Consider the following 19167-nt stretch of genomic DNA (forward strand, 5'->3'; position numbering starts at 1 on the left):
TTCCTCCATCCGACGTTAAGGGAGACACAAGGATGAAAAGACTGCTGATCGCGACCGCTCTGGCCACCATCGCCGGCGCGGCTTCTGCCCAGGACATCGTGCGCCTGGGGACCGAGGGCGCCTACCCGCCCTACAACTTCATCAACGACGCCGGCGAAGTCGCGGGCTTCGAGCGCGAGTTCGGCGACGAGCTGTGCAAACGTGCGGGCCTGACCTGCGAGTGGGTCACGAACGAGTGGGATTCGATCATCCCGAACCTGCAGTCGGGCAACTATGATGTGATCATCGCGGGGATGAGCATCACCGACGAGCGTGAGGAAGTGATCGACTTCAGCGCGGGCTACCTGCCTCCGGCCTCGTCGTCCTATCTGGCGCTGTCGGCGGACACCGACCTGATGTCCGGCCCGGTGGCGGCGCAGACCGGCACGATCCAGGCCTCGTTCATCGCCGAGAACGGGATGCAGCTGGTCGAATACGCGACGCCCGAAGAAACCGTGGCCGCCGTCAAGAACGGCGAGGCGGTGGCAGTGCTGGCCGACAAGGACTACCTGGTGCCGATGGCCAACGAATCCGGCGGCGCGCTGGTGCTGCTGGAGCGTGAGGAAGCGATCGGTGGCGGCGTGGGTCTGGGCTTCCGCGACAGCGACGACGCCCTGCGCGAAAAGTTCGACGCGGCGATCAAGTCGATGAAGTGCGACGGCACGCTGGATGCGATGATCACCAAGGCCGAATACTTCGGGCCCGAGGCAAAGACCTGGGGCGACGCCGGCAAGGAAGGCTGCTAAGCCTTGACCGGGCGGGCCTTCGGGCCCGCCCCTTTCCTGACGGGACCCACGAATGTTCGAAGCCTGCGCCGATCCGAAAGCCATCGAGGGCCTGACCTGGGCCGCCTGCTATTTGACCTCGGGCAAGCATATCGACTTCTACTGGTCCTTCCTGACCGTCCTTCTGCTGCTTGCGATCACCGCGCCTGCCGCACTTGGCATGGGCTTTTTGGGCGCGACTGCAGCCCGGTCCCACATTGCGCCAGTCAGTTGGCTGGGCAAGATCTACATCTGGATGGTGCGGGGCGTGCCCGACATCATCTTCTTCCTCTTCTTCGTCATCGCGCTGGACCAGGTCATCGAATACGCCAAAAGCCTGGCGGTCTGCGCGGATCATGCCTGGCCCTGGCAGGGGCTGGAGTTCCGCGTCTGCCCCGAGGCCAAGGTCCCGCTGGCGAAATCCTCGCCCTTCTGGCACCAGGCTTACGGCTTCATGCTGGCCGTGGTGACCTTCGCCATCGTCTTCGGCGCTTTCGTCGCGAACGTGATCTTCGGCGCAATGAACGCCGTTCCCCGCGCCCAGCTGGAAACAGCCGAGGCTTACGGGATGAGCCGGGCCCAGGTCTTCCGCCGCATCCTGATCCCGCAGATGTGGGTCTATGCGCTGCCGGGGCTTGGCAACCTGTGGATGATCCTGATCAAGGCCACGCCGCTGCTGTTCCTCTTGGGCGTCAAGGACATCGTCTACTACGCGCGCGAGCTGGGAGGGTCCAAGACCCAGGCCTATGAGTATCCGCATGGCGACTGGCGGCTGTGGTACTTCCTTGGGCTGATGGTCTTCTACCTCGCCTTCACTCGCGTCTCCGAGATCGGCATCGCCCGCATCACCCGCCGCCTGAGCCACGGCCAGGCCACAGCGGGCGGCGAAGCCCTGCGGAGGGCGGGCGCATGACCTGCTGGGAAACCATCCAGGCTTACGGCCTGCGGTCCATCGGGATCGGCGAGAACCTGTTGCCGCGGTCGGACTTCACGCTGTGCCAGCAGTTCACCCTGATCGGGTCGGGGATGCTGTGGAACATCTACTTCGGAGTGCTGGCGCTGGTGGCGGGGTTCTTTCTGGCCAATGCCATCGCGCTGGCGAAGAACGCCCGCAACCCGCTCATCCGCAAGCCCGCCGAATGGTATGTCTTCATCTTCCGCGGCTCGCCTCTCTTCATCCAGTTCTTCCTGGCCTATGAGGCGCTGGTGATGCTGCCCAAAGGTGGCGTCGATATCCTGGGCATCCACCTCAACACCGCCTGGACCACCCGGGCCTGGGCCGGGGCGCTTCTGGTCCTGTTCCTGAACACCGCCGCCTATTCCGCCGAAATCTTCCACGGAGCGCTGAAGTCGATCCCGAAGGGCGACCTTGAGGCGGCAGAAGCTTACGGCCTGACCGGCTGGAAGAAGTTCATCCGGATCGAGTGGCCGACCATGCTGCGGCTGGGCTGGCCGGCCTATACCAACGAAGCGATCTTCCTCTTTCATGCCACGACGCTGGTCTTCTTCAGCGGCTTCCCGGCCTTCGGGCAAAAGGGCGACGCGCTGTATTACGCGAACTATTTCGCCGACACGACCTTCAACCCCTTCGTCCCCTACCCCATCGTTGCCTTCTATTTCATCCTGCTGACCCTGGCCGTCACTTTCTTCTACGGAAGGGTCAACCGGCACTTGAACCGACACCTGCCGTCGAACGTGCGCAGCAGAATCCGCTTGCGTCCACAGTTGATCCGGTAGTAGGCTACTTTTGATCAAATTATTCGGGCACCCGCCCGGACCCCGTGGAAACGCCGAAAACATGGCCCGCGTGGGAGAGGAGATCGAAACAGGGGAAGGACCAAGGGCATGGTCCCATCCTGCGCAGAGGGCGGCTTTCGGGTCGCGGGCGCGGGGGTCGTGCCTTTACCTCGTGACGACATGATGAAGGATTGGCTGAGAAAGCACCCTGACGTGCGGACCATTCGTGTGGCCGCCGTCGACCTGAACGGGCAGGCCCGCGGCAAGCGCGTCCCTGCCCGATTTGCCGAGAATGTGGTGAAAAGCGGAACCCGCTTTCCCTTCTCGGTCCTCAACCTCGACATCTGGGGTGAGGATATCGACGACAGCCCGCTGGTCTTTGAACAGGGCGACGCCGACGGCGTGTTGAAACCCACCGAACGCGGTTTCATGCCGATGCCCTGGCTGGAGGCTCCGACCGCGCTGCTGCCGATCTGGATGTTCCGCGAAAACGGCACCCCCTACGAGGGGGACCCCCGCCACGCGCTGAACGCTGTCGTCCAGCGCTACAAGGCCAAGGGCCTGACCCCGGTCTGCGCGATGGAGCTGGAGTTCTTCCTGATCGACGACAGCGGCAAGACCATGCAGGTCCCGGCCTCCCCACGCTCGGGCAAGCGCCGCAAGGCCGCCGAGACGCTGTCGATCCGCGCGCTTGACGCCTTCGACACTTTCTTCACCGATCTTTATGACGCCTGCGAAGCAATGGACATCCCGGCCGACACCACCACGTCGGAAACCGGCCTTGGCCAGTTCGAGGTGAACCTGATGCATTGCGACGACGCCCTGCGCGCCGCCGACGATGCCTGGCTGTTCAAGATGCTGGTCAAGGGTCTGGCCCGGCGCCACGGCTTTGCCGCCAGCTTCATGGCCAAGCCCTATTCGGAATACTCCGGGTCCGGCCTGCACACGCATTTCTCGGTTCTTGACCAGAAAGGCGACAACATCTTCGATTCCGGCGGCCCGAAAGGCACCGCGCAGCTGCGTCATGCCGTCGCTGGCTGCCTGGCGGCGATGCACGATTCCACCCTGCTTTTCGCGCCCCATTTCAACAGCTACGAACGCCTGGTCCCGGACAAGCACGCGCCCACCGCGATCTCGTGGGGGTATGAGAACCGCACCGCCGCAATCCGCATCCCGGCCGGCAACCCTGCCGCCCGGCGGATCGAGCATCGTGTGGCCGGCGGCGACGTGAACCCTTACCTCATGCTGGCCGCGATCCTGGGTGCTGCGCTCAGCGGCATCGAGGACGAGGTGGAACCGCCGCCCGCCGTCACCGGCAACGCCTACGCGATGGACCTGCCACAGATCCCCGCCAACTGGGAATCCGCGATCGAGGCGTTCGAACATTCGGACATCCTCTATCGCTTCCTGCCCAAGGAACTGATCCGCAACCTGGTGCAGACCAAGCGGCAGGAGCTGCACTACATCGCCGAGCTTTCGGCGGAAGAGCGGCTGGAACTTTACCTCGATACGGTCTGACCGCTCCTCGTTCGACTTCGTCTCCTCGTCGCAAGCCCCGCGGCGAGGAGAAGGCGAAGCCGCACGACGAGCAGCCCGGACAACCCCCTTGACCGCCCCCACCCTTCGCACCCACCTTGAGTAAAACCAGAGGGACCAAGATGCGGATCGGCATCCTTCAGACTGGCGAAAGCCCCGACGCGCTGCGCGACCAGGGCGACTATCCGGATTTCTTCGAGACACTGCTGGCGGGCCGCGGCCTGACCTTCCGCCGCTGGGCCGTTCTGCACAACGAGTTTCCCGCAGACGTGCACGACTGCGACGGCTGGCTGATCACCGGCTCGCGCCACGGGGCCTATGAGCCGCACGCCTGGATTCCCCCCTTGGAGAACTTCATCCGCCGCGCCTATGCCCAGCATGTGCCAGTGGTGGGCATCTGTTTCGGCCACCAGATCATCGCCCAGGCGATGGGTGGCAAGGTCGAGAAATACGCGGGCGGCTGGTCGGTCGGTCCGACCGAATACGACTTCGGCGACCAGACCTACACTCTGAACGCCTGGCACCAGGACCAGGTGGTGCAAAAGCCCGAAATGGCCAAGGTCCTCGGCTCCACCGCGTTCTGCCAGAATGCGGCGCTCCTCTATGACGACCGCATGTTCACCGTCCAGCCCCACCCGGAATTCCGCAAGGAGTTCATGGCGGGGCTGATCCAGCACCGGGGGCCGGGTCTGGTCCCCGACGCGCTTCTTGCCGATGCCACCCAACGGCTCGACACAGCCCTCGACAGCCCGTCGATGGCCGACCGGATCGCGGAATTCTTTCTGACCCACCAAGAGAAAACTGGGGCCGAGAAGCTCCGCGCCTGACCCGTTCGGCCGCGGGGGCCACCCCCAACCAGTGTGACTCATGTCCAAATGGACCGACCAGCTGCCCGAGGCAGCGCGTGACTACATCGGCAACCGCCGGGTAGACGAAGTGGAATGCATCATCGGCGACATCGCCGGGGTGGCGCGGGGCAAAGCGATGCCCGCCGCAAAATTCGGCAAGCAGACCAACTACTTCCTGCCGAACTCGATCTTCCTGCAGACCATCACGGGCGAATGGGCCGACAACCCCTTTGACGCCTTCACCGAACCCGACATGGTGCTGGAGCCCGACTGGTCCACCGCGACCGCCGCTCCCTGGACGGCGGATGTGACGCTGCAGGTGATCCATGACGCGAAGGACCAGCAGGGGAACCTGATCGCTTTCAGCCCGCGCAACGTGCTGCGCCGGATCGTGGACCTCTATGCCGCGCAAGGCTGGCGGCCCGTCGTCGCGCCCGAGATGGAATTCTTCCTGACCGCCCGGAACATCGACCCCAACATGCCGGTCATCCCTCCGATGGGCCGGTCAGGTCGGCGCGCGGCGGGCAAGCAGGCCTATTCGATGTCCGCCGTAGACGAATACGGCAAGGTGATCGACGACATCTACGACTATGCCGAAGCCCAGGGGCTGGAGATCGACGGCATCCTGCAGGAAGGCGGCGCAGGACAGATCGAACTGAACCTCGCCCACGGCGACCCCGTCCGTCTGGCCGACGACGTCTTCTTCTTCAAGCGCATGATCCGCGAGGCGGCACTGCGGCACGACTGCTTTGCGACCTTCATGGCCAAGCCCATCGCGGGCGAACCCGGATCGGCGATGCACATCCACACTTCCGTGGTGGACACCCGGACCGGCAAGAACATCTTCGCCGGATCGAAGGGGGTCGAGACCGAAGCCTTCATGCATTTCATTGGCGGCTTGCAGAAGCACCTGTCGGGCGCGGTCGCCCTGTTTGCGCCTTACGTAAACAGCTACCGCCGCTACGTCCCCGACTTCGCCGCGCCCATCAACCTGGAATGGGGCCGCGACAACCGCACGACGGGCCTTCGGATCCCGATCAGCAGCGCCGCCGGGCGCAGGGTGGAAAACCGCCTGCCGGGGATGGACTGCAACCCCTACCTCGGCATCGCCTCGACCCTGGCCTGCGGCTATCTTGGCCTGATGAACAAGACCCAGCCGCGGCCGGAATTTACCGGCTCGGCCTACATCGACAGCGAGGATATCCCGGTCAACCTGGGCGACGCGCTGGACCTGCTGGACGAGGACGAGGCGCTGAAAGGCGTGATGGGCCACGACTTCGTCAAGGTCTACGACTCGGTCAAGCGCAACGAATACAAGGAGTTCCTGCAGGTCATCAGCCCCTGGGAGCGGGAGCATCTCCTGCTGAACGTCTGATGAACCTCTTGCATGTGAACGACCGGCGGGGCGAATACCCCGCCAGTTATTATGCTGCCACGGCGACTCCGCTGGACCGGTTTCCGATCCTGAAAGGCACGACGAAAGCCGATGTCTGCGTGGTGGGCGGCGGCTATACCGGGCTGTCTGCGGCGCTGCACCTGGCGCAAAAGGGCTTTGACGTCGTGGTGCTGGAGGCGCATCGGGTGGGCTTTGGTGCATCGGGGCGCAACGGCGGGCAGGTCGGCAGCGGCCAGCGGCAGGACCAGGTCTGGGTGGAAAAGACAGTGGGCCGCGAGAACGCCCATCGGCTTTGGGACATGGCGGAAGAGGCCAAGACCCTGGTCAAGACCCTGATCCGCGACCACGCCATGCCAGTCACCTTCCACCCCGGCATCGCCCATGCCTGCCGGTCCGAGGCCGAGGTGCGCGAGACTCACGCTTACGCCGAAAAGCTGCGGCGCGACTACGGCTACCAGCACCTTGAATCGCTTGATAGATCCGGAATCCGCCGCCTGATCGGGTCGACCGAATATGTCGGCGGCGAGATCGACCGCGACGCGGGCCACCTGCATCCCTTGAACTATGTCATCGGTCTGGCGCAGGCGGCGGCAAAGGCCGGCGTGCGCATCCATGAGCAAAGCGAAGTTCACCGGGTCGAGCCGGGGCAAAGGCCCGTGGTCCGTACGTCCTCGGGCCATGTCGACTGCGCGACGGTGGTTTTAGCAGGCAACGGCTACCTTGGTCAGCTTTCCCCCAAAGTTTCGGCAAAGGTCATGCCGATCAACAACTTCATCGTCGCAACGGAACCTTTGGGTGAAGCAGCGCGCGACCTTCTGTCCGAACCCGTCGCCGTCGCCGACACCCGCTTTGTCGTCAACTACTGGCGCCTGTCGGAAGACAACCGCCTCCTCTTCGGCGGGGGCGAATCCTACGGCTACCGCTTTCCGGACATCATCAGGACCGTCTCGAAGCCCATGTTGCAGGTCTACCCGCAATTGGCCAAGACCCGGATCGATTACGCCTGGGGCGGCACACTGGCAATCACGGTAAACCGGATGCCCTGCTTCACCCGTCCCGGCCAGAATATTCTCTCCGCCTCTGGCTACTCCGGCCACGGTGTTGCGATGGCAACCCTGGCAGGCAAGCTGATGGCCGAAGCGACAGCTGGCCAGATGGAGCGCTTCGACCTGATGGCCTCGCTGCCCCAGCACCGCTTCCCCGGAGGCGCGGCCTTGCGCTGGCCGCTCCTCGTCACCGCAATGACCTGGTACGCAATGCGCGACCGCCTGGGCCTCTGATCCGACCGCCCTTCATCTGTCCGAAAATATCCCGGGGGTCCGGGGGCCGGCCCCCGGGGCTTCCACCCTCGACTCGCCGGGCGCTAAGCGCCATATCTGTCCCATGTCCCTGCCGAACGGATTCCTCGACGAGCTTCGCACCCGTGTCACGCTTTCCTCCGTCGTCGGCAGGAAAGTCACCTGGGACATGCGAAAGTCGAACATGGCAAAGGGCGATTTCTGGGCGCCCTGCCCGTTCCACCAGGAGAAATCGGCCAGCTTCCACGTCGATGACCGCAAGGGGTTCTACTACTGCTTCGGCTGCCACGCGAAGGGCGATGCCGTCACCTTCGTGAAAGAGTCCGAAAACCTCGGCTTCATGGAAGCGGTCGAGGTTCTGGCCCGCGAAGGGGGCATGCAGATGCCCGCCCGCGACCCCAAGGCCGCCGAACGGGCGGATCGGCGGACCCTCCTCCAACAGGTGATGGACGAGGCGATCAAGTTCTACCGCCTGCAGTTGAAGACCAATGCCGGGGCCGAGGCGCGGACCTACCTTGCCCAGAAGCGCCGCCTGTCCGAGGCCGCCTGGGACCGCTGGGACATCGGCTGGGCCCCGAACAGCCGCACCGCGCTGATGGGCCATCTCGCCTCGAAGAGCATTTCGCCGGACCTGATGGTCGCCTCGGGCCTGGTCGCCAAGGCCGACGACGGTTCGCTCTACGACCGTTTCCGCGGGCGCATCATCTTTCCGATCAACGACACCCGCGGCCGCCCGATCAGCCTGGGCGGCCGGACCCTGGACCCCAATGTCCAGGCGAAATACCTCAACGGCCCCGAGACCGAGCTGTTCGACAAGGGCCGCAACCTCTTCAACCACTCCCCCGCGCGCGAGGCGGCGGGCAAGGGCAAGCCCCTGATCGTGGCCGAAGGCTACATGGACGTGATCGCCCTCTCTGAGGCTGGCTTCACCGCCGCCATCGCGCCCCTTGGCACCGCTGTCACGGAAGAGCAGCTCCGCATGATCTGGCGCATCGCGGACGAACCCATCGTGGCGCTGGACGGCGACAACGCAGGCCTGAAGGCCGCGCAGCGGGTGATAGACCTGGCCTTGCCGTTGCTGGAGGCGGGCAAGGCGTTGCGCTTTGCGGTGCTGCCCGGCGGGATGGACCCGGACGACCTTCTGAAGGCACAAGGCGTGCCCGCCATGCAGGCGGTGCTGGATCAGGCCAAACCGATGGTCCAGCTTCTGTGGCAGCGCGAAACCGAAGGCCGCGTCTTCGACAGCCCCGAACGCCGCGCCGCGCTGGACAAGATCCTGCGTGGCCACCTGGCACGCATCGCCGACCAGTCAATCCGCAGCCACTATGCCGAGGAAATGAAGCGTCTGCGGCTGGAGCTGTTCGGCACCGGCCAGGCCCGCCCGTTCCAGCCCGGTCCCTTCCGTGGTCGCGGCAAGTATGCGCCTCCCGGCGGGGCGCTTGCCTCGACCCGGTCGTCGCTTCTGGCCCAGGGTTCTGGCCCGGTCGACGAGATCCTGCGGGAAGCGGTGATCCTGGCGACCTGCATCCTGCACCCGACGCTGATCCACCGGTTCGAATCCGCGCTGGAACGCCTGGACCTCACCGGCGAGGATCATGACACCCTGCGCCAGATGATCCTCGCCGGGGCAGACTGGCCCGACCTGCACCACCGTATCGCACAATCGGCGCCCGCGGCCCTTGACGCGCTACTGGCGCGTCCCCATGTCGCCATCGCCCCCCCGGTGCGCAACCGCGACGATGACGAGCTTGCCGCCCTCTGCCTGGCCGAGGAATTGGCCAAGCTGGAAGCCCGCCGCGGCGCGCGCCGGGAAATCGAAGACGCAATGGAGGATATGGAGGGCCTGCCTGACGAAGGCCTGACCTGGCGGCTGTCCCAGGCCGCCGAAGCCCGCCACCGGTCGGAAAAGGGCGGCGCCAAAGACAGTTCGGACCTGGGCGAAGACCGCACCGCACTGTCAAGACATCTGCAATCCCTGATCGATAGCCAGGTCTGGGTCAAGAAAAACCGCTGATTCGGCCTTTCCCCCGGCCTGATTCGCGTTATTGATTCGACCAGCCCCGCCTCGATTCGCTTTTTACGACCTGATTCGCCTTATGGAGACCCCATGGCCCTCAAGGACACCGACGACGCCAAGCCGGACACCGACGACGCGGACGTCTCGCTCGACATGAGCCAGGCGGCGGTCAAGAAGATGATCGCCGACGCGAAAGAGCGTGGCTACATCACTTATGACCAGCTGAACACGGTTCTGCCGCCCGAACAGGTGTCGTCCGAGCAGATCGAAGACGTGATGTCGATGCTTTCCGAGATGGGCATCAACATCATCGAGGACGAAGAGGTCGAGGAAGGCGAAGCGCCAGCGGGCGAGCTTGTCGAAACCTCCACCAGCCGCGAGATCGCCGTTGCGGGCACCACGACGGAAACGCTGGACCGCACCGACGACCCGGTGCGGATGTACCTGCGCGAAATGGGCAGCGTCGAACTTCTCAGCCGCGAAGGCGAGATCGCCATCGCCAAGCGGATCGAGGCCGGCCGCAACACGATGATCGCCGGGCTTTGCGAAAGCCCGCTGACCTTCCAGGCCATCATCATCTGGCGCGACGAACTTCTGTCCGAAGAGATCCTGCTGCGCGACGTCATCGACCTGGAAGCCACCTTCGGGCGGTCGCTGGACGGCGAGGAAGGTGAACTGGACGGTGCGGCCCTGGACGAAGTGGGCGTGGGAGAAGCGGCCCCTCGCAGGTCCGCCAGCGCCGAGCCGGAACTGGACGCCGACGGCAACCCCATCATGGCCGAGATGGACGAGGACGAGGATGACGAGGCCTCGAACATGTCGCTGGCCGCGATGGAGGCCGCGCTGAAGCCACGCGTCCTTGAAACGCTGGACCTGATCGCCCGCGACTATGACAAGCTGGCCGAGATGCAGCAGCTGCGGATGGATGCGACGCTGTCTTCCACGCACCGCTTCTCGACCACCGACGAGGCTGCCTATCAGAAGCTGCGGTCGGAAATCGTGCTTCTGGTCAACGAGTTGCACCTGAACAACTCCCGCATCGAAGCGCTGATCGACCAGCTTTACGGCATCAACAAGCGGATCATGTCGATCAACTCGGGCATGGTGAAGCTGGCCGACGCCGCGCGGATCAACCGGCAGGAATTCATCCAGGAATATCAGGGGTACGAGCTTGACCCCTCGTGGCTGGACCGTATGGCCAAGAAGGCCGGGCGCGGCTGGCAGGCGCTGATCGAACGGTCGCGCGAGAAGGTCGAGGAACTGCGCAACGAAATGGCGCAGGTCGGCCAGTATATCGGCGTCGACATCAGCGAATTCCGCCGGATCGTGAACCAGGTCCAGAAGGGCGAGAAAGAGGCGCGTCAGGCCAAGAAGGAAATGGTCGAGGCGAACCTGCGTCTGGTGATCTCGATCGCCAAGAAATACACCAACCGGGGCCTGCAATTCCTTGATCTTATTCAGGAAGGCAACATCGGCCTGATGAAGGCCGTGGACAAGTTCGAATACCGCCGCGGCTACAAGTTCAGCACCTACGCGACCTGGTGGATCCGTCAGGCGATCACCCGCTCCATCGCCGACCAGGCCCGCACGATCCGTATTCCGGTCCATATGATCGAGACGATCAACAAGCTCGTGCGCACCGGGCGCCAGATGCTGCTCGAGATCGGCCGTGAACCGACGCCCGAGGAGCTGGCCGAAAAGCTGCAGATGCCGCTGGAAAAGGTCCGCAAGGTGATGAAGATCGCCAAGGAACCCATCTCGCTGGAGACGCCGATCGGCGACGAGGAAGACAGCCAGCTTGGCGACTTCATCGAAGACAAGAACGCCATCCTGCCCTTGGACAGCGCCATTCAGGAGAACCTGAAGGAAACCACGACCCGCGTCCTGGCGTCCCTGACGCCCCGGGAAGAACGCGTGTTGCGGATGCGCTTTGGCATCGGCATGAACACCGACCACACGCTGGAAGAGGTCGGCCAGCAGTTCTCGGTTACCCGCGAACGCATCCGTCAGATCGAGGCGAAGGCGTTGCGCAAGCTGAAGCACCCGTCGCGAAGCCGCAAGTTGCGCAGCTTCCTGGATCAGTGAGTGAGCAGGTCTTGAACATCGCCGATCTGCGCGACGAAATCGCCTCTGCCGACGCGAAAGCCGCTTTTGACGTGATCGTCGAGGGGTTTTCGTCGGCAGGGGATTTCTCTGTCGTGGCGCACGAGCAGGGCTTTCTTAACAGCCTGCGGATCAAGCGCGGTGAAGAGTTCTGCTTTGCCGTGGCTCCCGCGGACGAGTGGGTGCTTACCTACATTCGCAAGCCCGAGCTACGCCGGGGCAAGATCACGCCGGACATGGTGATGACGACCTTCCCGGATGCCCGTCTGACCAGCAGTGGCGAAATCACCTTGCGCATCGCGGATGCGGCGACAGCCCTTCGTTGGCTTCAGTTAGTCAAATCGGCCGATGTTGGCGAAGGCTGATAACCCTTCCACGTTGCTCTCTGCCAACGGCAACGCGCGAAAGCCGACACGCAAGTCCCCCGACCGCAATTGGCCGAAAACCTGACCTTGTGCCGGCGACACCTCCGCCGCACACTCCCTGCAAATCCGGAGGCCCCCATGCGCGCAACCCTTTTCCTTGCCCTTCTCGCTGCCACCCCGGCGCACGCTGCCTGCCAGGGTGACGAGGCCTTCTCCTGCCAGATCGGCGCCAAGACGCTGGAGGTCTGCTACTGGAAGGGCATGCTCACCTACGCCTACGGACCCGAGGGCAAGCCCGAGCTTTTCCTGAACGAACGCCTGGAAACCGTCGCCTTCACCCCCTGGCCCGGCATCGGTTCGAGTCTGTGGGAGACGGTCGCCTTCCAGAACGTCGGCTATACCTACGAAGTCTGGACCAGCGTCGAACGCGACCCCGAGGCGACCGAGCCGCGGTCCGGCGGGGTGCGGGTCCTGCAGGGGGATGCAACGGTGGCCGAACTGACCTGCGATCGGGGCACAGCCACGTCGATGGACGGGCTTTACGACCTGAAGGCCGGGATCGGCCAGTGCTGGGACCTGGAAAACCAGACCTGGGGCCTTTGCAACTAGGCGGGCGGCGGGATCACCGCCTCCCACGCCTCACCCATCGCCAGGATGCAGGCGGTGCCATTGGCATGGCTTTGCACCAGCGTCCAGTCGCCCGAGGCCCGGGTCCAGACCTCCATCACCGTCTCGGCGTCGCGCAGGCCCGACCCCGTCAGCTTGGCGCCTGACAGCCGCTGGACAAGCTCGGCCCGGGGCACGCAGATCACTTCGGCAATCGGGCTTTGCCCCGCTGCAGGGGTCGCAAGGACCAGGAAAGGGATGAGTCGCCGCCACATGCATGGAATCGTAACACGAGCGTGACGATTTTCATGCGGGATTTCCCGCTACTCGGTGTCCTCGACAAAAGGCCAGACCGGATAGAACAGACCCGCCTCCAACAGGATCGCGCGCAGGCGCATCGCCTCGGCCCGCATCCGGCCTGAGCAGGCCACCATGTCGGTGTTGCGCCGACCGGGTGCGTTGGCCTCGGCCAGACGGGTATCAAGCTTGGTGCGCTTGCGTTCGGGGTCCTGCGAATTCGCGTGCCCGCGGTTGCGCTTTTCCTCGAACTCTTCCATCGACTTGACCAGATAATGGTGCAGCACCGCCACCTCGACGTCGAGCCCCCGCATGATCTGGCCGGTCACGAACTGCGCGTCCTGCCCGGACGGTGTGACATAGCGACCCTCTTGCACCGCCACGCGGTGGATACCCGTGCCGGACAGCTTTTCCCGGCGGCCGATGGCCTTCATGCTGCGATTGTATCGGGCCCGGCGCGGCAGGCTTTCGGTGAAGCGCTCGATGACCGGAAGCGCACGATACCGCTCTTGCCCGCCGCTGTTGAACGCCACCCAGTTGATCGCGATCGCGCCCACATCATCGTCGAACCGTCGCAGAAAGTCGGTAATGGTCGCGTCCTGACGCAGCAGCAGGAACTCGTCGACATCGAAATAGGCGATCCAGTCCACGACCGAGCCCTTGCGCATGTGCTCGTAGGCTAGGCGCTGCGGGTGCAAGCCGACCGCATGCGGCCATTCGATCCGGATCAGTTCTCCGGCGTCGTCAAGCGCCTGAAGGATCTCGCCGGTCCCGTCGGTGCTTTCGTTGTCGTAGATCACAAAGTCGGTGAACCCCAGCGCCTTGTAATGGGCCAGCCATTCGACCACGGACCGAAGCTCGTTCTTCACAATCCCGCAAAGTGCTATGCTGAAGTCGGCCATCCGAACCTACTCCGCCTCGACGAAGGGCCAGACCGGGTAGCTGATGCCGCGATCCAGAAGCACGTCGCGCAATCGCATCGCTTCCTGGCGCATCCGGCCGGTCCAGGCCGCAATGTCGGTGTTTCGCGCCCCGCCCGCGTCAAGCGCCGGAAATCGCCGCTCCAGCCGGGTCCGCCGACCGACGGACTGCTGCGAGTTTGCATTCCCCCGCTGAAGCTTTTCCTCGAACTCTTCCAGTGACTTGATGATGTAGTGGTTCAGCGTTGCAATCCCTGTATCCGCTGTCCGTGTCCGGATCCGACCGTCAAACTCGGCCACCGCGCCCGAGGCGGTGACATAGCGGCCCTGCCCCGGGTCCACCCGATGGATGCCCGTCCAGGTCAGCATCCGCCGCCGTCCGATCGACTTCACCACCCGGTTCCAGGTCGCCCCCTGGGGCAGAGCATCGCCGAAACGCTGGGTCACCGGCTGTGGCCGATACCGGGCCTGACCGTCACTGCCGAAGATCACCCAGTTCACCGCGACCGCTGCCACGTCATCGTCGAACCGCTGCAGAAAGGCCCCGATGCTGTCGTGCTGGTGCAGCACCAGAAACTCGTCCGCGTCGAAGAAGGCCAGCCACTCGGACTGCGCCCATTTGCGCGCATGTTCATAGGCCCGACGCTGCGGCCAAAGGGCAACCGCGTGCGGCCAATCCAGGTAAATCACTTCACCCGCCTCATCCAGCGCCTGCAGGATCACTTCGGTGCCGTCGTTGCTGTCGTTGTCGTAGATCAGGAATTCACCGACCCCAAGCGCCTTGTAATGCGCCAGCCACTCCAGGATCGACTTCACCTCATTGCGGACGATCCCGCAAAGCGCCACGCTGGTCTCAGCCATCCGCACCGGCCCCGGCCCGGACCTGAGCTGCCTGAGTCTCTCTCGCCACAGTATCTCCCCCATATTCTGGGCCGGAAAGTTGGGACTTCCCCAGATACAAGTCGTTCACCTATAGTCTGTGGTGGAACCGTGGGAAACACCCGGACCTTGAGGCAGGTATAACACAAATGCAAGGAGGGGGCCGATGCGCTGCCCATTCTGCGGCAACATCGACACGCAAGTGAAGGACTCGCGGCCTGCGGAGGATCACGTCTCGATCCGCCGCCGCCGCTTCTGTCCGGCTTGCGGCGGTCGCTTCACCACCTATGAACGCGTTCAGCTGCGCGACCTGGTCGTCATCAAGTCATCCGGCAAGCGCGAGGATTTCGACCGGTCCAAACTGGAACGCTCGATCCGTATCGCGATGCAGAAGCGCCCGATCGACCCCGAACGCATCGACCAGATGATCTCGGGCATCGTGCGGCGGCTGGAAAGCCTGGGCGATACCGACATCTCGTCCAAAGTCATTGGCGAGATCGTGATGGAAAGCCTGGCGCGGATCGACACCGTGGCATATGTGCGATTTGCCAGCGTCTACAAGAACTTCCAGACTGCCGACGACTTCGACGGCTTCGTCAGCGAGCTGCGGCCCGGCGCGACCGGCGAAGAGTGAGCGACGACAGTCACATGGCCCACGCCCTGCGCCTTGCGGCGCGGGGCCTTGGCAATGTCTGGCCGAACCCTGCGGTGGGCTGCGTGCTGGTAAAGGATGGTCTGGTGGTCGGGCGCGGCTGGACCCAGCCCGGCGGACGTCCCCATGCCGAGGTTCGCGCCCTGCAGCAGGCCGGGTCCGCGGCCTCGGGGGCGACCGCCTATGTCACGCTGGAGCCCTGCGCCCACCACGGCCACACCCCCCCTTGTGCCGAGGCGCTGATCGCGGCCGGGGTGGCCCGCGTTGTCACCGCGCTGACTGATCCCGACCCCCGCGTCTGCGGCAAGGGGCATCAGATGCTGCGCGCCGCCGGGATTGCGGTGACCGAGGGTGTCCTGACCGCCGAGGCCACAGGTCTGAATGCCGGGTTCCTGAAGCGGGTGACCCGCGGCCTGCCCTTTGTCACGCTGAAGCTTGCCGCCACGCTGGACGGCCGCATCGCCACGGCAACGGGCGCATCCCGCTGGATCACCGGGCCACAATCCCGGCGCAAGGTTCACGCCCTTCGCATGTCGCATGATGCGGTCATGGTCGGCTCGGGCACGGCACTGGCCGACGACCCGGACCTGACGGTGCGTGATCTGGGCGCGCTCCGGCAACCGGTTCGTGTGGTGCTGGACCGGCTTCTGCGCCACGATCCTGACAGCCGCCTTGGCCGAACCGCCAGTGCCAGTCCGGTCTGGCTTCTGCATGGCCACGCGGCCTCCGATGCGCGCCGGGCCGCCTGGTCAGCGACCGGCGCGACGCTGATCGAGGTGGCCGAGGCGGAAGGCGGGCTAGATCTGACTGCAGCCCTGTCCGCCCTGGCGCAAAAAGGCATCACCCGTGTCTTGAGCGAAGGCGGCAGCACCCTTGCGGCCGGATTGCTGAAGGCAGGCCTGGCGGACGAGCTTGCGCTTTTCACCGGGGGCGTCCTGATCGGCGCTGACGGCCATCCCGCCTTGGGGGCTTTGGGCCTTGCGGCACTTGCCGATGCGTTGCGCCCGACCCTGCGCGAAGCCTTGGTGCTGGGACCCGACCTTTATTCCCTTTGGTCTCTGGCCTGACCGGGGGCGGGGACACCCTCGCTGTCCAGTTCCGGCGTGAGGGCGTCTTCGGCAAGGACCTGCCTGACCGCTTCGGCCACAGTGTCCTGACATCTGGTGCAGACCTCATAGACCACATGGGTGGGGTGACGATCGCCGATATCGTCGCAACTGGTCCAGTCCGGCGCGCCGCCAAAGCGGATGTCGCCGCAGAAGCTGCACTTGCAGTCCGCCGCATTGGGATCGTAGTGCCAGATGTTCAGCGGCGGCGAGAAGTGCCAGGCGTCCTTCAGATCGTGCACCATCAGGGCGCGTTCGTCCTTCATCGGCTGGATCGTCAGCTGATAGGACCGCGCCATGCTGGGCGAATCGCAGCGATACTGAACGCGAACCGGGCGTTTGGTCTGCAGCACCGTCTCGATCAGCCGCGCTGTCAACCTGCGCGTGTCATCTCCGGCGATATGCGCAAGAAGCGAGGTGGAAAGGACATGGTTCGCAAGCGCATGCTGAGCCGCGTTCTGCAGAGCGAACTCATCCCATTCTCCGCCCACCCAAAGCAGTCGGAACTCGCTGTCTACAACGGCGTAGACCTGCTGGAACTTCGCTGCTGCCGTCCTCCCGAACGCATTCCGATCGCGACCATAACACGGTCTGCACGGAATGGTGCGAGAAGTTTACACTTCTGCAGCTTTTTTGGACCAGCCTGAGATCGACTGTCAGCGCAACCTGACAACCTGTGCCGTGGCCGATTTCGCCAGGGTGCCCCGGGACATAGCGGCAATATCGGCTGCGGCAAGACCGGCCCAGGCATACATCTGCGTCGGGCTGGCCTGGTCGATGAAGCGGTCCGGCAGCGTCATCGTCCGCACCGGCGCGCCGCGATCCAGCTGCCCGCTCATCGCCAGATGATGCAGGACCATCGCCCCGAAACCGCCAGTCGACCCCTGCTCAACCGTGATCAGGCTGCCATGTTCGCGGTAAAGCCGGTCGATCAGCGCGGTGTCCAGCGGCTTGGCAAAGCGCGCGTCCGCCACGGTGACCGAAATCCCCTCCGCCTCCAGGATCGTGGCGGCGGCCAGCGCTTCGGACAGCTGCGCGCCAAAGGACAGGATCGCGACATCGGTGCCCTCGCGCAGCACCCGGCCCTTGCCGATCTCCAGCGGGACGCCCCGTTCGGGCATCGGCACGCCCATCCCCTCGCCCCGCGGATAGCGCAGCGCGATGGGGCCGTGGTCGTGGACGGCAGCGGTGGCGATCATGTGGACGAGGTCGGCTTCGTCGCCCGCCGCCATCACCGTCATGTTCGGCAGGTTTGCCAGGAACATCACGTCGTAGGCCCCGGCATGGGTCGCGCCGTCCTGCCCGACCAGGCCCGCCCGGTCGATGGCAAAGCGCACCGGCAGGTTCTGCAGGGCGACATCGTGGATGATCTGATCGTAGCCGCGTTGCAGGAAGCTGGAATAGATCGCGCAGAACGGACGCATCCCCCCCGCCGCAAGACCTGCCGCAAAGGTCACGCCGTGCTGTTCGGCGATGCCGACGTCAAACACCCGCGCCGGAAAGCGCTTCTGCATGACGTCCAGCCCGGTGCCCCCCGGCATTGCTGCCGTGATCGCCACGATGCGCGGGTCGCGCGCGGCCTCATCGGTCAAGGTCTGGCCGAAGACTGCCGTGTAGTTCGGAGCATTGGCCGGAGTCTTGTGCTGCTTGCCAGTGGCGATGTCGAACTTCGCCACTCCGTGATACTTGTCGTCCGAACCTTCCGCGGGGCCGTATCCGTTGCCCTTCCTGGTCACCACATGCAGCAGGACCGGGCCGTCGGCATGGGCGCGCATCGACCGCAGCGCGTGCAGCAGCATCGGCACGTCATGGCCATTGACCGGGCCAAAGTAGGAAAAGCCAAGCTTTTCAAACAGGGTCACACCGCCCGGGCGGTCGCTGACCATTTCCCGCGCGCGGCGCGCGCCTTCGCGCAAGGGGCCGGGAAGATGATCCTCCAGCCCCTCGGCAATCGCCTTCAGGGTCGCCAGCGGCCCCTTGCCGGCGATGGAATTCAGATAGGTCTGCATCGCGCCGACGGGCGGGGCGATGGACATGTCGTTGTCGTTCAGGATCACGAACAGCCGCTTGCCCAGATGGCCCGCGTGGTTCATCGCCTCATAGGCCATGCCCGCAGTGATCGCGCCGTCGCCGATCACGGCCACGGTGTCACCCACCGGCTGACCCAGCTCGCGCGCCATCGCAAAGCCCAGAGCCGCACTGATCGACGTCGAGGAATGCGCCGCCCCGAACGGGTCGAAGTCACTTTCCGACCGCTTGGTGAACCCGCTGATGCCATCGGCCTGACGCAGAGTCAGCATCCGGTGACGGCGACCGGTCAGGATCTTGTGCGGATAGCACTGGTGGCCAACATCCCAGATCAGCTTGTCGCGCGGCGTGTCGAAGACCGCATGCAGCGCCACGGTCAGCTCGACCACCCCCAGCGAGGACCCCAGATGCCCGCCCGTCTGGCTGACCACCTCGATCACCTCGCGGCGGAGCTCGTCTGCCAATTGGGGCAAGTCGTGGTCCGCAAGCGCCCGCAGGTCGGCGGGACTGGCGACACGGTCAAGCATCGGTTTTTCGGCAAAGTCGGGATTGGAACCGGGCGCGGTCATGGTTTGC

Annotated in this window: 18 protein-coding genes; 13 read left to right on the plus strand and 5 right to left on the minus strand. The window is 64.7% G+C overall.

Annotated features, from left to right (window positions below; genetic code table 11):
• The first annotated feature begins 32 nt into the window (after window positions 1-32).
• The 11 genes from U1E69_RS03370 (at window position 33) to U1E69_RS03420 (ending at window position 12712) form a co-directional block, all read left to right on the plus strand.
• Window positions 33-785 (plus strand): transporter substrate-binding domain-containing protein, encoded by a 753-nt coding sequence (locus U1E69_RS03370; protein WP_322242870.1) that lies wholly within the window; start codon window positions 33-35, stop codon window positions 783-785.
• Between the two features lie 52 nt (window positions 786-837).
• Window positions 838-1716 (plus strand): ABC transporter permease, encoded by an 879-nt coding sequence (locus U1E69_RS03375; RefSeq protein WP_322242871.1) that lies wholly within the window; start codon window positions 838-840, stop codon window positions 1714-1716.
• Window positions 1713-2540 (plus strand): ABC transporter permease subunit, encoded by an 828-nt coding sequence (locus U1E69_RS03380; protein WP_322242873.1) that lies wholly within the window; start codon window positions 1713-1715, stop codon window positions 2538-2540. The genes U1E69_RS03375 and U1E69_RS03380 overlap by 4 nt, the downstream gene beginning before the upstream one ends.
• Before the next feature lie 183 nt (window positions 2541-2723).
• Window positions 2724-4058 carry a glutamine synthetase family protein gene (locus U1E69_RS03385; protein ID WP_322242910.1) on the plus strand — a complete coding sequence of 445 codons (1335 nt, stop codon included), beginning with the start codon at window positions 2724-2726 and terminating at the stop codon, window positions 4056-4058.
• Window positions 4059-4198: 140 nt separating this feature from the next.
• Entirely contained in the window at window positions 4199-4903 is a 705-nt protein-coding gene (locus tag U1E69_RS03390; RefSeq protein WP_322242875.1) for a type 1 glutamine amidotransferase, read from the plus strand.
• Between the two features lie 40 nt (window positions 4904-4943).
• Window positions 4944-6299 (plus strand): glutamine synthetase family protein, encoded by a 1356-nt coding sequence (locus tag U1E69_RS03395; RefSeq protein WP_322242876.1) that lies wholly within the window; start codon window positions 4944-4946, stop codon window positions 6297-6299.
• Window positions 6299-7600, plus strand: a complete 1302-nt coding sequence (locus tag U1E69_RS03400; protein ID WP_322242878.1) for an FAD-binding oxidoreductase — start codon at window positions 6299-6301, stop codon at window positions 7598-7600. Before U1E69_RS03395 ends, U1E69_RS03400 begins: the two co-directional genes overlap by 1 nt.
• Before the next feature lie 103 nt (window positions 7601-7703).
• Window positions 7704-9632, plus strand: coding sequence for a DNA primase (dnaG, locus tag U1E69_RS03405; protein ID WP_322242880.1), 1929 nt, complete (start codon window positions 7704-7706; stop codon window positions 9630-9632).
• Between the two features lie 93 nt (window positions 9633-9725).
• A complete protein-coding gene (gene rpoD / locus U1E69_RS03410) occupies window positions 9726-11720 on the plus strand; it encodes an RNA polymerase sigma factor RpoD (protein WP_322242881.1) in 1995 nt (664 codons plus the stop codon).
• Between the two features lie 11 nt (window positions 11721-11731).
• Entirely contained in the window at window positions 11732-12103 is a 372-nt protein-coding gene (locus tag U1E69_RS03415; RefSeq protein ID WP_322242882.1) for a hypothetical protein, read from the plus strand.
• Window positions 12104-12241: 138 nt separating this feature from the next.
• Complete coding sequence (locus U1E69_RS03420; protein WP_322242883.1) at window positions 12242-12712, plus strand: hypothetical protein; 471 nt, start codon at window positions 12242-12244, stop codon at window positions 12710-12712.
• On the opposite strand, the gene U1E69_RS03425 is transcribed toward U1E69_RS03420, so the two are convergent.
• The 3 genes from U1E69_RS03425 to U1E69_RS03435 are packed head-to-tail and all read right to left on the minus strand — an operon-like array spanning window position 12709 to window position 14787.
• Window positions 12709-12984, minus strand: a complete 276-nt coding sequence (locus U1E69_RS03425; protein WP_322242884.1) for a hypothetical protein — start codon at window positions 12982-12984, stop codon at window positions 12709-12711. The genes U1E69_RS03420 and U1E69_RS03425 overlap by 4 nt on opposite strands.
• Before the next feature lie 48 nt (window positions 12985-13032).
• Window positions 13033-13908 (minus strand): glycosyltransferase family 92 protein, encoded by an 876-nt coding sequence (locus U1E69_RS03430; RefSeq protein ID WP_322242885.1) that lies wholly within the window; start codon window positions 13906-13908, stop codon window positions 13033-13035.
• Window positions 13909-13914: 6 nt separating this feature from the next.
• On the minus strand, window positions 13915-14787 hold the full coding sequence (locus U1E69_RS03435; RefSeq protein ID WP_322242887.1) for a glycosyltransferase family 2 protein: 873 nt from the start codon (window positions 14785-14787) through the stop codon (window positions 13915-13917).
• A gap of 184 nt (window positions 14788-14971) precedes the next feature.
• On the opposite strand from U1E69_RS03435, the gene nrdR reads away from it, so the two are divergent.
• Window positions 14972-15439, plus strand: coding sequence for a transcriptional regulator NrdR (gene nrdR, locus U1E69_RS03440; protein WP_322242888.1), 468 nt, complete (start codon window positions 14972-14974; stop codon window positions 15437-15439).
• A gap of 14 nt (window positions 15440-15453) precedes the next feature.
• Complete coding sequence (ribD, locus tag U1E69_RS03445; protein WP_322242889.1) at window positions 15454-16524, plus strand: bifunctional diaminohydroxyphosphoribosylaminopyrimidine deaminase/5-amino-6-(5-phosphoribosylamino)uracil reductase RibD; 1071 nt, start codon at window positions 15454-15456, stop codon at window positions 16522-16524.
• Here ribD and U1E69_RS03450 read toward each other — a convergent pair.
• Together U1E69_RS03450 and dxs are read right to left on the minus strand one after the other, a co-directional pair.
• Window positions 16500-17054 carry a hypothetical protein gene (locus U1E69_RS03450; protein ID WP_322242891.1) on the minus strand — a complete coding sequence of 185 codons (555 nt, stop codon included), beginning with the start codon at window positions 17052-17054 and terminating at the stop codon, window positions 16500-16502. The genes ribD and U1E69_RS03450 overlap by 25 nt on opposite strands.
• A gap of 165 nt (window positions 17055-17219) precedes the next feature.
• A complete protein-coding gene (dxs, locus tag U1E69_RS03455) occupies window positions 17220-19160 on the minus strand; it encodes a 1-deoxy-D-xylulose-5-phosphate synthase (RefSeq protein WP_322242892.1) in 1941 nt (646 codons plus the stop codon).
• Window positions 19161-19167: the final 7 nt, after the last annotated feature.

It is taken from the genome of Tabrizicola sp., from assembly GCF_034366665.1.
Classification (GTDB): domain Bacteria; phylum Pseudomonadota; class Alphaproteobacteria; order Rhodobacterales; family Rhodobacteraceae; genus Tabrizicola.